Below are 16,370 nucleotides of genomic sequence, written 5' to 3'. Positions count from 1 at the left end.
CCTCGTCGAGGAAGTCGCGGGTCCGGTTCGTCAGTTGATGCCGAGCTCTTTTTCGATGAAGTCGAAGACTTCGTCGTCGGTCGACGACTCGAGCTTGTCGGCCACGCTGGCCGTGGTGTCCCGGGTCAGGGACTCTTTCCACTTGGCGAGCACGACCTCGAGCCGGTTGGTGATCTGGGCCGAATCGGCGCCACCGGTGATCGCGGCGAGCATGCCGTCCAGCTTTTCCAGCTCGGCGAGTACGGGCTCGGCCGGGCTGGTCTCGTTGTTCTGCGTGGCGCGCAGGTACGCGGCGAGCGCGGCCGGGGTCGGGTAGTCGAACAGCAGCGTGCTGGGCAGGTACAGCCCGGTGGCCGCGGTCAGCCGGTCGCGCAGCTCCACCGCGGTCAGCGAGTCGGCGCCCAGATCGGTGAACGCCCGGTCGGCCTCGACGGTCTCGATGCCGGCGTGGCCGAGGACGACGGCGGCGTGCGTGCGGACCAGGTCGGTCAGCAGCCGGTCCTGCTCGTCCGGCGACAGCCCGGCCAGCTGGCGTGCGAGTTCGCTGCCAGCTTCGCTGCCCGCCGGGCCGGTGCGGTTCTCGTTCGCGGCCAGCGCCTCGACGACCTCGGGCAGGCTTTCGATCAGCGGGCTGGACCGGCGCATGGTGAACGGCGGCGCGAACCGCGCCCAGTCGACGTCGGCGACCGTCATCAGTCCCTCGCGGCGGTCGAGCACCTGGGCGAGTGCCTGCACGGCGTGTTCGGGCCGCATCAGCTGGACGCCGCGCCGCTGCATGGCGTCCGCGTCCTCCACGTCGGTCATGCCGCCGCCGGCCCACGGGCCCCACGCCACCGACGTGGCGGGCAGGCCCCGGTGCAAGCGGTTCTCCGCCAGGGCGTCGAGGAACGTGTTCGCGGCCGCGTAGCCGCCCTGCAGGCCGCTGCCCCAGGTGGCCGAGATGGACGAGAACATCACGAACGCGTCCAGGTCGAGGTCCGCGGTGGCCCGGTCGAGGATGGCGGCGCCCGCGGTCTTGGCCGTGACGACGGTGGCGAGCTCCGCCATCGACGTTTCGTCCAGGGCAGTGTTCTGGCCCAGGCCGGCCGTGTGCATCACCGCGGTCAGCGGCGGCCCGTCGGTGCCGATGCGGGCGACCGCGCCGGCCAGGGCCGCTTCGTCGCCGGCGTCGCAGCTGATCACGTCGACCCGGGAGCCGGCCGTGGCCAGTTCCGCGGCCAGGGCCGCGGCGTTGCCGGCCCCCGGCCCGGAACGGCTGGTCAGGACCAGCCGTGGCGCGTCGCGGTCGGCCAGCCAGCGGGCGACGTGCCCCGCGATGGCGCCGGTGCCGCCGGTGATCAGTACGGTGCCGCGGGGCCGCCACGGTTCGGCGACGCCACCGGGCAGCGGGGCGTGCACCAGTCGACGGCCGAGGATTCCGGCGGGCCGGATCGCGACCTGGTCCTCGCCGATTCCGGCCAGAACCTCGGCGAGCTGCGCGGCGGTCCGTTCGTCGAACTCCGCGGGCAGGTCGATCAGGCCGCCGCCGTGGTCGGGGTGTTCCAGGGCGGAGACCCGTCCGATGCCCCACGCCTGGGCCTGCACCGGGCTGGCCAGGGTGTCGCCGGGGACTGCCGCGACCGCGCCGCGGGTGACCATCCACAGCGGCGCGTCGGCCCTCAGGGTGATCAGGGCCTGGATCAGGGTCTGCGTTCCGGCCAGGCCGTTCGCCAGCGCCGGGTGGTCGGCCGTCGGCGTCTCGTCCAGGGCCAGCAGCGACAGCACCCCGGAGAGCCCGTTCTCGGGTACGAGTGCCCCGATGCTCTCGGCGAGCCGGGCCTGATCGGTCGTCTCGCCGGTCTCCAGCACGGTCACGTCGGCCCCGCGTCCGGTGAGCACGTCCGCGCAGGCGCGGGTGAGTTCGTCGGCCGAGCCGGTCACCACGACCCAGCGCCCGCTGAGCACGCCCGGTGCGGTGTCGGCGACCGGTTCCCAGCTGACCCGGTAGCGCCACCCGGCGGTCACGGAGCGTTCCTGTTCGCGGCGGCGCCACGACGCCAGCGCGGGCAGCAGTTCGCCGGCCTGCTGGTCCGGCAGGTCGAGGGTGTCGGCGAGTCCGGCCAGGTCGCCGTTGTCGACCGCGGCCCAGAATTCGGCCTCGGCGTCGGTCGTGCCGCGAGCCGTGGGCGCGGCGAGGACTCCTTCCGGCCAGTACCGGTCGTGCTGGAACGCGTACGTCGGCAGGCCGACCCGCTTTCCGGTCGGCAGCAGCGCGGTCCAGTCCACGCCGGCACCGTGCACGTACGCCCGGGCCAGGCCGGTCAGCAGATCGCCTCCGTTTCGGCGCTGGAGCGGAATGAACACGCCGCCGTCGGGGCCCAGCGCCGACAGTGAACCGTCCGGCCCGACTTCCAGGAACACCGAGATGCCCTGGTCCACCAGCGTCTGCAGCGCGTCGCCGAACCGCACCGCACCCCGGGTCTGCGCCGCCCAGTAGTCGCTACCGGGCTCGCCGACCAGCGAGCCGTCCAGAGCGCCCGCCCACAACACCGTCGGCCGCCGGTGGTCAAGCCCGGCCGCGACGTCGGCGAGAGACGCGAGGGCAGGTTCCATCGCCGCCGAATGGAACGCGTGGCTGACCCGCAGCTGGCTGACGCGGCGGCCCCGCGCGTGCCAGTGCTCCAGGATCCGCCGCACGGCTTCGAGGTCGCCGGACACGACCACCGAGTCCGGGCCGTTGACCGACGCGACCTCCACACCGTCCACGAGGGACGCGACCACGTCGGCTTCAGGGGCGTTGATCGCCGCCATCGCGCCGCCCGCAGGACACTCCTGCATCGCCCGGGCCCGCGCCGCCACCAGACGACACGCATCCGGCAACGACAACACCCCCGCCACATACGCCGCCGCGATCTCACCGACGGAATGTCCGACCACCGCGTGCGCGGTCACCCCGGCCGCCTTCACCACCGCGGCCAACGCCACCTCGAACGCGAACAACCCGGTCTGCGCATACAACGTCTGATCGGCCAACGACTCGTCGACACCGTCGGCACCCAGCACCAGATCACGCACCGGCACGTCGAGCAGAGCGCACACCTCGTCGAACGCCTCGGCGAACACCGCACTGCCCTCGTACAGGGAACGACCCATCCCCGACCACTGCGAACCCTGACCGGCGAAGATCAAGCCGACGCGGACGTCCGGCCGGGCGACACCCGTCACCACCGGGGCGGCGTCCTGGCCGGTGGCCAGGTTCGCCAGCGCGCTGAGCAGGTCGTCGCGTTCGGTGCCGAGCACGACCGCGCGGTGCTCGAACACCGACCGGGTCGTCGCCAGCGACCACGCCACGTCCTCGGGCGCCAGTTCGGGGTACGCGGTCAGCCACTCCCGCAGCCGCCCCGCCTGACCGGCCAGCGCCTCGGCCGACCGCCCGGACACCAGCAGCGCGCCGGCGCCCGGCAACACCGGGGTACGAACCTCGGGCTCGGTGGCGACCACCTCGGCAGGCGCCTCCTCAATGATCACGTGTGCGTTGGTGCCGCTGATGCCGAACGCCGAGACACCCGCGCGGCGCACCCGCTCACCGGACGGCCAGGCCACCGGCTCCTGCAGCAGGCGCACCTCGCCGGCGGTCCAGTCGATGTGCGGCGACGGCACCGCGGCGTGCAGCGTGCGGGGCATCTGTCCGTGCCGCAGTGCCAGGACCATCTTGATGATGCCGGCGACACCGGCGGCGGCCTGCGTGTGACCCAGGTTCGACTTGACCGAGCCCAGCCACAGCGGCCGGTCGTCGGGGCGCTCCCGGCCGTACGTGGCCATCAGCGCCTGCGCCTCGATCGGGTCACCCAGCGGGGTGCCGGTGCCGTGCGCCTCCACCACATCCACATCGGACGGCGTCAGGTCCGCGCTGGCCAGCGCGGCCCGGATGACCCGCTGCTGCGAGGGGCCGTTCGGGGCGGTCAGGCCGTTCGAGGCGCCGTCCTGGTTGATCGCCGAGCCGCGTACCACCGCCAGGACCTGGTGTCCGTGGCGGCGGGCGTCGGACAGGCGTTCCAGCACCAGCATGCCGGCGCCCTCACCCATGCCCATGCCGTCCGCGTCGGCGGAGAACGCCTTGGACCGGCCGTCCGAGGCCAGGCCGCGCTGCCGCGCGAACGCGACCATCTCCCACGGGGTGGCCATCACCGAGACGCCGCCGACCAGGGCCATGGAGCACTCACCGGAGCGCAGCGCCTGACCGGCCATGTGCAGCGCCACCAGCGACGACGAGCAGGCCGTGTCGACCGTGACCGCGGGACCTTCCAGGCCCAGCGTGTACGAGACGCGGCCGGAGATGATGCTGGTCGCGTTGCCGGTGACCAGGTGGCCCTCGTGGTGCGCGGCCCCGCTGGCGGCGGCGAGCTGCATGCTGGCCACGGCGTAGCTCGACGAGTAGCCGCCGATGAACACCCCGGTGCGTGCGCCCCGCTGGGCGGCCGGGTCGAGCCCGGCCGACTCGACGGCCTCCCAGGCCAGTTCCAGCACGAGGCGCTGCTGCGGGTCCATGGCGACCGCCTCGCGCGGGCTGATGCCGAAGAACCCGGGGTCGAACTCGGTCGCCTGGTGCAGGAAGCCGCCCTCGCGGGAGTACGTCGTGCCGACGGTGCCGGGGTCGGGGTCGAACAGGGCGGCGGTATTCCAGCCGCGGTCCTCCGGGAACGTGGAGACACCGTCGCCGCCCGCGGCGAGCAACTGCCACAGCCGGTCCGGGCTGTTCACCTCTCCGGGGAACCGGCAGCTCATGCCGACGATGGCGAGCGGCTCGCCGTCGGCGGCCGGGGCCGCGGTCGCGGCGGGTGCCGCGGCGTTGTCGGCGAGCGCCCCGAGCAGTTCGCCGCGCAGGTGCTCGGCCAAGATCATCGGCGACGGGTAGTCGAACAGCAGGGTGGCCGGTAGTTGCAGGCCGGTGTCGGCGGCGATCCGGTTGCGCAGTTCGACCGCGGTCAGCGAGTCGAAGCCGAGCTCGCTGAACGCGCGGCTCGGTTCGACCTGCTCCGCGCCGGAGTAGCCGAGCACCCCGGCGGCCGCGTCCCGGATCGTGTCGACCAGCACCCGGTCCTGTTCGGTGCGGGACAGTCCGGCCAGCCGCTGGACGAGTTCACCCTCGGCCTTCGGGCCGGTGTCTGCGGTGTGCAGGGACGCCGCCAGCGTCTGGGCGTCCGGCAGGTCGCGCAGGAACGGCACCCGCAGCAGTTCCGCCGCGCCGGGGGCGGCGGCGAGCGCGGGCCAGTCGAGGTGCATCACGGTCATCACGGTGTCCGGACCGGCCAGGGCCTGGCCGAGTGCCTTGACCGCGAGCCGCGGCTCCATCAGGACCTCCCAGCGGTTGCGGCGCAGCCGCTGGCGGGCCGCCTCGCTGGCCTGGGAGACGCCGTCGCCGGCCCATGGGCCCCAGGCCACGGTGAGCGCGGTCCGGCCGCGGGCGCGGCGGTTCTCGGCCAGCCCGTCCAGGAACGCGTTCGCGGCGGCGTAGTTGGCCTGCCCGGCGCCGCCGAACGTGGCCGCGGCCGAGGAGAACATGACGAACTGGTCCAGGTCGAGGTCGGCGGTCAGCTCGTCGAGGTGGACCGCGCCGCCGGCTTTGGCCGCGAGCGCGGCCGCCAGGCGGTCGGTGTCCAGCCGGTCGAGCACACCGTCGGCGAGCACGCCCGCGGCGTGCACGACCGCGGTCAGCGGCGGCCCGCCGGCCTGGATGCGGTCGATCAGCGCGGCGAGGTCGGCGCGTTCGGCGCTGTCGCACGCGGTGACCTCGACGTGGGTGCCGGCGGTGGCCAGGTCCGCGGCCAGGTGCGCGGCGCCCGCCGCGGCCGGTCCGGACCGGGCGGCCAGCACGATGCGTACGGGCTCCGAGCCGGCCCGTTCCCGGTCGGCCAGCCAGCGGGCGACGTGCCCGCCGATGGCGCCGGTTCCGCCGGTGATCAGTACGGTGCCCCGCGGCGCCCAGGTGCCCGTCTGCCGAGGCTGGGGTGCCCGGCCGAGCCGGCGGCCGAGGATCCCGGCGGGCCGGATCGCCACCTGGTCCTCGTCGCAGCCGGCCAGGACCGTGCAGAGGCGGGCGGCGGCCCGGTCGTCGAGCACCGCGGGCAGGTCGATGAGACCGCCCCAGCGCTCCGGCTGTTCCAGGGCGATGACCCGGCCGAGGCCCCAGGTCTGGGTCTGGATCGGGTGGGTGGTCGGGTCGCCGGGGCCGCTGGAGATCGCGCCGCTGGTGGCCGTCCACAGTGGCACGGCGAGTTCCGCGTCGGTCATCGCCTGCAGCACGGCGAGGGTGGCGGCGAGACCGGCCGGGACGAACGGGCTGCCCGCGGCGGGCGTCTCGTCCAGCGCCAGCAGGGAGAACACCCCGGCCGGCGGGGTGGCGCCGAGTTCGGCGGCCAGGTCCTCGCGGCCGGCGGTGCCCGCGGCGACCTCGATCACGCGAGCCTGCACACCCCGTACGCTGAGTGCCCGCACGCAGGCCTGAGCGAGCGCGGCCGTGGATTCGGGCAGGTTCGCCGGGACCACGACCAGCCAGTTCCCGGCCGGGACCGCCGGGGGCGGGTCGGTGACCGGCGCCCAGGTGACCCGGTAGCGCCAGGTGCCGGTGGCGTCGCGTTCGTGTTCGCGCCGCCGCCAGGACGCCAGCGCCGGGATCACCTCGCCGAACGGGCGCGCGGCGTCGACCGCGAGCGTGTCGGTGAGCTGTCGCAGGTCCGTGTTCTCGACCGCGTCCCAGAACAGCGCTTCGGCCTCGGTCACGGTGCCGTCGGCCCGGCGGGTGCGCGGCGCGGCCGCCCGGGACTGGTGGAGCCAGAACCGCTGCCGCTGGAACGCATACGTGGGCAGGTCGGTGCGCTGCCCGCCGGTGAGGACCGCGGTCCAGTCGACCGGCGTCCCGGACACGTGCAGGCGGGCGAAGGACTCCAGGAGCCGCCGGGCACCGGCGTGCTCTCGTTCCAGCGTTCCGGTGATCACCGGTGTGCCGGGCGCGCCCAGTTCCTCGATCGTCTCGGCGATCCCGGTGGTCAGCACCGGCTGCGGGGAGACTTCCAGGAACGTACGGTTGCCCGCAGCGGCGAGCTCGCGGATCGCCTCGGCGAAGCGGACGGTGCGGCGGACGTTGGCGAACCAGTAGTCCGGGCCGAGCTCGGGGCCTTCCACGAAGCGGCACTCGACGGTGGAGAACATCGGGATGCGCGCCTCGGCGGGCTGGATGCCGGCCAGGCTCTCGACGAGGGTGGCGGCGATGCCGTCGATCCCGGCCGAGTGGGCCACGAAGTCGGTCACCGGGATGCGCCAGCGCAGCACCCGCCGCCGCGACAGCGCCGCCTCGAACTCGGCCAGTGCCTCGGTCTCGCCGGACACGACGGTGGCCGCGGGGCCGTTGACCGCCGCCACGGACAGCCGGTCGCCCCACGGTTCGAGCAGTTCGCGGACGGCGGCGTCGGGCATCACCACGGAGAGCATGCCGCCGCCGGTGCCGAGGGCGCTGAGGGCCTGGCTGCGCACGGCCACCACCTTGGCGGCGTCGTCCAGGGTCAGGATCCCGGCCACGGTGGCCGCGGCGATCTCGCCCTGCGAGTGGCCGACCACGGCTCCGGGGGTGACGCCCGCGGCCTCCCAGACCGCGGCCAGCGACACGAGGACCGCCCACAGTGCGGGCTGGACGACGTCCGCACGCTCCAGTTCGGGGGCGCCCTCGGCGCCGCGGAGCACGTCGGTGAGGGACCAGTCGACGTACCGGGCGAGGGCCTGCTCGCAGTCGGCCAGGCGGGCGGCGAAGACCGGGGAGCAGGCCGCCAGTTCGCGGCCCATGGCGACATACTGGGCGCCCTGGCCGGGGAAGACGAAGACCGGTTCGCCCTCGTCGTCGGCCGCGGCCAGGCCGGTGACGACGCCGGCGGGTGTCTCGCCCGCGGCGACCGCGGTCAGGCCGGCGATCAGCTCGTCGCGGCCGGCGCCGGTGACCACGGTGCGGTATTCGAACAGCGAACGGGTGGTGGCCAGCGAGCGGGCCACGTCGGCCGGGTCCAGTCCGGGCCGGGTGGTGACGTACTCGAGAAGGCGGGCCGCCTGCATCCGCAGGCCCTCCGCGGTACGCGCGGACACCGGCCAGGCGAGGACGTCCGACTGGTCAAGGATCCCGGGGCCGGCGGGGGCGCCGGTCTGCGCCGCGGGTTCGTCGGCGGGTTCCTCGATGATGAGGTGGGCGTTGGTGCCGCTGACCCCGAACGAGGAGATGCCGGCGCGGCGCGGCCGCCCGTCGTCGGTGGACCACGGCCGGGCCTCGGTCAGCAGCCGGACGTCGCCGGCCGACCAGTCCACGTGCGGGGAGGCTTCCTGGGAGTGCAGCGTCTTGGGGAGCTGCCGGTGCTGGAGCGCCAGCACCATCTTGATCAGGCCGCCGATGCCGGCCGCGGCCTGGGCGTGGCCGATGTTGGACTTGACCGAGCCGAGCCACAGCGGCCGGCCCTGCGGCCGGTCCTGGCCGTACGCGGCGATCACCGCCTGGGCCTCGATCGGGTCGCCGAGTACGGTGCCGGAGCCGTGTGCCTCGACCACGTCCACGTCGGCGGGGGTGAGCTGTGCGCTGGCCAGCGCGGCGCGGATGACGCGCTGCTGCGACGGGCCGTTCGGGGCGGTCAGCCCGTTGGACGCGCCGTCCTGGTTGATCGCGGAGCCGCGGATGACCGCCAGTACGGGGTGGCCGTTGCGGCGGGCGTCGGAGAGGCGTTCCAGCACCACCATGCCGGCGCCTTCGGCGATGCCCATGCCGTCGGCGGCGGCGCCGAACGACTTGGACCGGCCGTCCGGGGCGAGGCCGCGCTGGCGGCTGGTCCAGACGAACAGGTCGGGGGTGGCCGCCACGAACGCGCCGCCGGCCACCGCCAGTGAGCATTCCCCGGAACGCAGGGCCTGACCGGCCAGGTACACCGCGACCAGCGCCGACGAGCAGGCGGTGTCGACCGTCACGGCCGGGCCTTCGAGGCCGAACGTGTACGAGATGCGGCCGGACAGCACGCTGGTCGTGGTGCCGGTGAGCAGGTGCGCCTCGACGCTGTCGGTGTCCGCGGAGATGCCGTACCCGGCGAAGCTGCCGCCGGCGAACACACCGGTGCGGCTGCCGCGCAGCGCGGACTGGTCGAGGCCGGCGCGTTCCAGAGCCTCCCAAGACACCTCCAGCAGCAGCCGCTGCTGGGGGTCCATGGCGAGCGCTTCGCGGGGGCTGATGCCGAAGAACCCGCTGTCGAACTCGGTCGCGTCGTAGACGAAGCCGCCCTGGCGGACGTACGCCGTACCGACCTGATCCGGGTCCGGGTCGTAGAGGTTGTCCAGGTCCCAGCCGCGGTCCTGGGGGAACGCGCCGATCGCGTCCGTTCCGGTGGACAGCAGTTCCCAGAGGTGCTCCGGGGTTCGGACGCTGCCGGGGAAGCGGCAGGCCATGCCCACGATCGCGACCGGGTCGTCGTCGGCGGCCGCGGTGAACACCGGGCCTGCTGCGCTGCCGTCCTGGACGCCCAGCAGTTCGTCGCGCAGGTATCCGGCGAGCACGGCCGGGGTCGGGTAGTCGAACAGCAGTGTGGCGGGCAGTCTGAGTCCGGTGGCGGCGCTGAGCCGGTTACGCAGTTCGACCGCGGTCAGCGAGTCGAAGCCGAGGTCGCTGAACGCGCGGCTGCTGCCGATCGCCTCACCGGAGGCGTGTTCGAGCACGGCGGCGGCCACGGACCGGACCAGGCTGACCAGGGTGCGTTCCTGTTCGGCCGCGGACTGGCCGGCCAGCTGCTGCCGCAGCGGCGTCCCGGCGTCCGGGCCGGTGTCCGCGGCGGTGTCGGCGGCGGCGCTGTCGACCAGTGTCTGCCGCACGTCGGGCAGGCTCTCGATGAGCGGGCTGGGCCGCCGCAGCGTGAACGGCGGGACGAAGCGCGCCCAGTCCACGTCGGCGACAGTTACGGGCGCCTCGCCGCTGTCGACGGCGTACGCCAGCAGGGCGATCGCCGAGTCGGGCGCCATCAGCCGCAGGCCGCGCCGTTCCAGCCGGACGCCGTCGGCTCCGGAGCTCATCGACCCGTCGCGCCACGGGCCCCAGGCGATCGCGGTGGCCGGTTTCCCGGCGGCGATCCGCCGTTCGGCCAGCGCGTCCAGGGAGGCGTTCGCGGCCGAGAAGGCGGGCTGCTGCCCGCCGCCCCACACCGCGGCGACGGACGAGAACAGCACGAACGCGTCCAGGTCGCCGGTGAGTTCGTCGAGCAGCGCCGCACTGCCCGCCGTGGCGGCCAGCACCGAGGCCAGCTCGGGGACGCCGAGGTCGCTGAGCGGGCCGTCGTCGATGGCCTCGGCGGTGTGCACCACCGCGGTCAGTTCCGGGCCGATCCAGGTCAGCAGGCCGGTGAGCGTGGACCGGTCGCCGCAGTCGGCGGCGACCACGTCGACTCCGGTGCCCGCGGCGGCCAGTTCGGCGGCGAGGCGCGCGGTGCGCGTCTCGAGCCGGTCGATCAGCACGATCCGGGGTGCGGCGCGGGAAGCAAGCCAGCGAACGGTGTGTTCGGGAGCGGCGCCGGTCCCGCCGGTGACCAGCGTGGTGCCGCGGGGCTGCCAGGTCCGGCCGGCGGTGCGGGTCTGCGGGGCGCGGGTCAGGCGCCGGGCGAGGAGGCCGGACGGGCGGATCGCGACCTGGTCCTCGCCGGTGCCGGCGAGCACAGCGGCGAGCCGGGCGGCAGCCTTGTCGTCGAGGACGGCGGGCAGGTCGATCAGGCCGCCCCAGCGGTCCGGTTGTTCGAGGGCGGCGACGCGGCCGAGCCCCCAGATCTGGGCCTGCGCCGGGCTGGGGGCGGCGTCGTCCGGGCCGGTGGTCACCGCTGCGGAGGTGAGGACCCAGCGCGGGGCGTCCACACCGGCCTCGTCGAGCGCCTGCAGCAGGGCGAGCGTGGCCGCGAGGCCGCGGGTGACGGCCGGGAAGTCGGGCGTCGGCGTCTCGTCGAGGGCGAGCAGCGAGACGACACCCGTGACTTCACGGTACGGCGACAGGTCGGCGGAGTCGTCGACCGCGACGACCTCGGCGCCACGGGCCTCCAGGGCGGCGGTGATGTCGGGGCGGGCCTGTCCGGGGGCGGTGACGACGAGCCACGTGCCGGTCAGCGTGGCGGGGCCGGTGCTGTTGATCGGCGCCCAGGTGACCCGATAGCGCCAGTCGGCGGCCGGATTCCGGTCCGGGGTGCCGGGCACGGTGGCGGGTGCGGACCGGAGCCAGTACCGGTCGTGGTCGAACGCGTAGGTGGGCAGGTCGACCAGCTCACCCGCGGGCAGGACGGCCTTCCAATCCACCGGCAGCCCCGCAACCCACGCCTGCGCCAGCGATTTCAGGACCCGGGCGGCGTCGTCGTGGTCGCGCTCCAGCGTGCCCACCGTGGACACACCCTCCGCGGTCTCCTCGATCGCCGCGGTCAGCACCGGATGCGGCGACACCTCCACGAACGCGGTATGCCCCGCGCCGACCAACACCCGCACCGCCTGCTCGAACCGCACCATCCGCCGCAGATTCGAGAACCAGTACGCCGCATCGACCGGAGTGTCCCCCAGCCAGTCACCGGTCACCGTCGACACCATCGGCACCCGGCCCGGCAACACCGCAATGTCCGCCAACTCCGCCGCCAGGACCGCTTCGAGCGGCTCGACCAGCGGGGAATGCGCCACAAAATCCGTCTCCGGAACCCGCCACCGCAACACACGCTGACGCGCCAGCGTCCGCTCGAACTCGGCCAGCGCCTCCTGCTCGCCCGAGACGACCACGGTCGCCGGGCCGTTCACCGCCGCCACCGACAGACGACCGTCCCACTGCCGCACGAGTTCCTCGACCGCGGCAGACGGCATGACGACCGACACCATCGACCCCGACACCGACAGACTCGACAACGCCCGCGACCGGGCCACCACCACCCGGGCGGCGTCTTCGACGCTGAGCAGACCCGCCACCGTCGCCGCGGCGATCTCACCCTGCGAGTGGCCGACCACGGCCTGCGGGGTCACGCCGGACGCCTCCCACACCGCGGCGAGGGACACCATCACCGCCCACAACACCGGCTGCACCACATCAGCGGTGTCCAACGAGTCACCACTGGACAGCTTCTCCGACAGCGACCAGTCCACCAGCGGCGCCAGAGCACGCTCACACTCGGCGAGCCTCGCCGCGAACACCGGCGACTCGGCCAGCAGCCGACGGCCCATCCCCACCCACTGCGAACCCTGACCGGCGAACACGAACACCGGGCGGACACCCGTACCCGAAACGCCAGAGACCACACCCGCCGCGGAGCCGGCGGTGGCAAGCGTGCCGAGACAGTCCGACAACGCCGGCCGGTCCCCACCGAGCGCCACTGCGCGATGCTCGAACACCGACCGGGATGCGGCCAGGGACCAACCCACATCACCGAGCGCCGTGTCCGGATGCGCGGCCACCCACTCCCGCAGGCGGCCCGCCTGCCGCTCCAGACTTGCGGACGAACGCGCCGACACCGGCCACGCGGCGAAGTCGCCTGCCCGCAGCACGGGCAACTCCGGGGCCGTGTCCTCGGCCTCGATCGGGGCGTCGTCCTCGTCGTCCTCGTCCGGTGACTCCACCACGGTCGCGCTGACGGCCGGCGCCTCTTCGAGGAGGACGTGCACGTTGGTGCCGCTCATCCCGAACGCGGACACGCCCGCACGGCGCACCCGATCCCCCGCGGGCCACGCCACCGGCTCCTGCAACAGCCGCACCTCACCGGCCGACCAGTCCACGTGCGAGGTCGGCCGGTCCGCGTGCAGCGTGGCGGGCAACTGCTCGTTCTGCAGTGCGAGGACCATCTTGATGACACCGGCGACACCGGCGGCGGCCTGGGCGTGGCCGATGTTCGACTTCACGGAGCCGAGCCACAGCGGCTGTCCGTTCGGGCGTTCCTGTCCGTACGTGGCGATCAGCGCCTCGGCTTCGATCGGGTCGCCGAGCGTGGTGGCCGACCCGTGGGCCTCGACGACGTCGACGTCGGAAGCGGACAGGCGCGCGTTGGCCAGTGCGGCGCGGATGACCCGCTGCTGGGACGGGCCGTTCGGGGCGGTCAGCCCGTTGGACGCACCGTCCTGGTTGACCGCGGAACCGCGGACCACCGCGAGGATCCGGTGCCCGTTGCGGCGGGCGTCGGAGAGCCGCTCGGCCACGACCACGCCGACGCCCTCGGCCCATCCGGAACCCTCGGCGGAGGCGCTGAACGACTTGCACCGCCCGTCCACCGACATGCCTCGCTGCCGGGAGAAGCCGACGAACACCGCCGGGGTGGCGATCACGGTGGTGCCGCCGACCAGAGCGAGCGAGCATTCGCCGCCGCGCAGTGCCTGCACGGCCATGTGCAGGGCGACCAGCGACGAGGAGCAGGCGGTGTCCACCGTGACGGCGGGGCCTTCGAATCCGAACGTGAACGACACCCGGCCGGACAGGACGCTGCCTGCGACACCGGTCAGCATGTGGCCTTCCGAGCCACCGGCCTCCGGGTCCGGGTTCATGCCGTAACCCGAGGAGTAGCCGCCGATGAAGACGCCGGTGGGGGTGCCGCGCAGGCTGGCCGGGTTGATCCCGGTGCGTTCCAGCGCTTCCCAGGAGACCTCCAACAGCTGGCGCTGCTGCGGGTCCATCATCAGGGCTTCGCGGGGGCTGATCCCGAAGAAGTTCGCGTCGAATTCGGCAGCGTCGTACAGGAATCCGCCGTGCCGTGCGTAGGAGGTGCCGGGGTGGTCCGGGTCGGGGTCGTAGAGGGTGTCGTTGTCCCAGCCCCGGTCATGCGGGAACGGTCCGATCGCGTCGGTGCCCGAAGCGAGCTGATTCCACAGCTCGTCGGGATTCTGCGCGCCGCCCGGAAAGCGGCAACCCATTCCGACGATCGCGATGGGTTCCTGACTCCGCTCCTCGACCTCGGCGAGCCGGCGGCGGGTCTGGCGAAGATTCGCCGTGACCAGCTTGAGATAATCGCGAAACTTCTCTTCGTTGGCCATATTTGTTCCCGCCACCCCAGGTCACCGAGGACATGCCGATTTGGAAATGCGATACCCGCGGAAAGCGTTATCGCGCGCGTGGTGATACCCGACCGATGGAAACACACGTCGGGTCACCCGGTTGTAGCAAAGTATCTGCGCCGCACCCGGTGCCGCAAACAGCTCAGTTGAACACCGAAACCGTCAGGTCAAACATCGAGCGCGGCCTCGCCGTACAGCGGGGCCGCGCTCGATTCGGGGGAGGTGGTTCGGATCAGGTGGCGCGGTCCGGACGCATGCGCTGGTCGAAGTTGCGCTTCGGGGACCGGACGATGAGGTCGCCGCCGCCGCGGAGCCGGCCGGACACCTCCACCCGGAGGAACACGGGCGTGGTGCCGTCGTCCTGCGTCTGGTTCTTGAAGTCGCCCTGCCGCGCGTCCAGGCTCTCGGCGACGACCTTGACACCCGGCTGGGTCACCAGCGCCAGCTCGCTGCCGAGGCCCAGGTCGACGTCCAGCTCGACGGTGTCCACATTGATGACGGCCTCGGTGAAGTCCAGCCGTACGTTGGCCGCGGCGATGCTCACCTCGATGCGGCGCGGGACCACCCACGGTCCTTCGCGGACCACGTTGCCGAAGCGGCGGTCGATCCGCATCAGGTCGGCCGTTACCGTGTCCGGCTCCGCGGCAGCGGCCGTGGGCAGGTCGGTGGTGAGCGCCGCCAGCTCCTTGAAGACGACTGCCGCGCGGGCGGCCTCGGACCGGCTCTCGCACTCGTCCAGGGTGAGGCGACCCTCGGCGTACGCCTCCTGAAGCAGCTGCACAACCTGGTCCCGATCCGTGTTCGAGACTCTCATATCCCCGTCTGGGGCCTGCGCATCCGTCATTTCGCCAACCTATTGAGTAGTTTGCCCGCCCGCAACACGAGCTGGTTGAACAGCCTGTTGCCGCCGTGGCGGTCAGAGGTCCGCGGTGACCGGCTCCCGCTCGGCGGTGTCGACGACCTCACCGGCCACGACGTCCGTGTCGGCCCGCACCACGGCGGGCACGGTGAGCCCCGGAATGGTGAGGTCGGGAACGGTCTTGACGGCGTCCATGGCCGACTGGATGGCCTCGGCCAGAGACGGCGACTCGGTGTCGTCGAAGTCCAGCCGTGCGACCGTCACGTCGGCGTTGGTCGGCAGCGAGTCGGTCCCGAACGTCGCGCTCTGGCAGCCGGCCGCACGCAGCGAGTCGATCTCCTCGCCGGTGAGCTGTCGGTTGAGGACCAGTGTGAAGATGTGTCCCACCGCTCATCACTCCTTTGATTGTCACGCACAAACCGGAACGAGGTCGACCGGTGAGGGGACCTTAACGCGCTTCACCAAGGGTGACAACCGCGCTGTTTCAACTGAACAAAGTGGTCTTCGCGGGTGTTCAACTGCACAATTTTTGCAGTTGAACCCATGCGCCCGGGACTGCGCTTACGGCCCCGTTGATGCGATTCACAGCGATTGTTAGCCTGCAGTGCGATCCGGCTCAGGTCAATGGCCGGATCATCATCGAGGCAACCTATCGACCGGCACTGGAGCGGAATGACTATCACCGACACGACCGAAAGCCTGTGGCTGCGTCGTTATCGCCCGGCCACCACCCCGTCCGCCCGGCTCGTGTGCCTTCCGCACGCAGGCGGTTCGGCGGCCTATTATCTCCCGCTCGCGCGGGCCCTGAGTCCGGATGTCGACGTCGTCGCGGTGCAGTACCCGGGTCGGCAGGACCGCCGTACCGAACCGGCCATCGACGACCTGGCGGTGCTGGCCGACCGGGTCGCCGACGTGCTGGGCGGCCCCTCCGACCTGCCGGTGAGCATCTTCGGTCACAGCATGGGCGCCTCGCTCGGTTTCGAGGTCGTCCGCCGGCTGGAGGCCGCGGGCCAGCGCCCGGTGCGGCTGTTCGCCTCGGGCCGCCGTGCCCCGTCGGAGCTGCGCGACGAGAAGACACACACGCTGGGCGACGACGCCATCCTGGCCGAGGTCCGCAAGCTCAACGGCACCAACTCGATGCTGCTCGACGACGACGAGCTGATGCGTGCGGCGCTGCCCGCGTTGCGCGCCGACTACAAGGCGGCCGAGCGGTACAGCGCTCCCGCGGAGGCCGTCGTGCAGGCCGACATCACGGTGCTGACCGGCGACCGCGACCCGAAGACGACCGTGGCGGAGGCGCAGGCGTGGGCCCGGCACACCACCGGGGCGTGCGACGTGCACGTCTTCGCCGGCGGCCACTTCTTCCTCAGCGACGAGGCCGCGGCCGTGACGAAGGTCCTGCGTTCCCAGCTCTGATCTCGGCACGACGAACAGCGGTGCCCCCGGAGCGACTCCGGGGGCACCGCTGTTTCTG

The 16,370-nt window shown here is 73.0% G+C and carries 4 protein-coding genes; 1 reads left to right on the top strand and 3 read right to left on the bottom strand.

Going from position 1 to position 16,370, the window contains the following annotated elements:
• Positions 1 to 30: 30 nt before the first annotated feature.
• From ACMCNK_RS01860 to ACMCNK_RS01850, 3 genes are all read right to left on the bottom strand, one after another.
• Positions 31 to 14,031 (bottom strand): type I polyketide synthase, encoded by a 14,001-nt coding sequence (locus tag ACMCNK_RS01860; RefSeq protein ID WP_412734622.1) that lies wholly within the window; start codon positions 14,029 to 14,031, stop codon positions 31 to 33.
• A 238-nt stretch (positions 14,032 to 14,269) separates the two neighbouring features.
• Complete coding sequence (locus ACMCNK_RS01855; protein ID WP_412734621.1) at positions 14,270 to 14,851, bottom strand: DUF1707 domain-containing protein; 582 nt, start codon at positions 14,849 to 14,851, stop codon at positions 14,270 to 14,272.
• 102 nt (positions 14,852 to 14,953) lie between these two features.
• Entirely contained in the window at positions 14,954 to 15,283 is a 330-nt protein-coding gene (locus ACMCNK_RS01850) for a hypothetical protein (protein WP_412734620.1), read from the bottom strand.
• Positions 15,284 to 15,568: 285 nt separating this feature from the next.
• On the opposite strand from ACMCNK_RS01850, the gene ACMCNK_RS01845 reads away from it, so the two are divergent.
• Positions 15,569 to 16,312, top strand: a complete 744-nt coding sequence (locus ACMCNK_RS01845) for a thioesterase II family protein (protein ID WP_412734619.1) — start codon at positions 15,569 to 15,571, stop codon at positions 16,310 to 16,312.
• The last annotated feature ends 58 nt before the right edge of the window (positions 16,313 to 16,370 follow it).

It is taken from the genome of Krasilnikovia sp. MM14-A1259 (assembly GCF_047159535.1).
Classification (GTDB): Bacteria; Actinomycetota; Actinomycetes; order Mycobacteriales; family Micromonosporaceae; genus Actinoplanes.
Note: the sequence above shows the minus strand (reverse complement) of the source record. Positions and strands in the feature narration are given on the sequence as shown.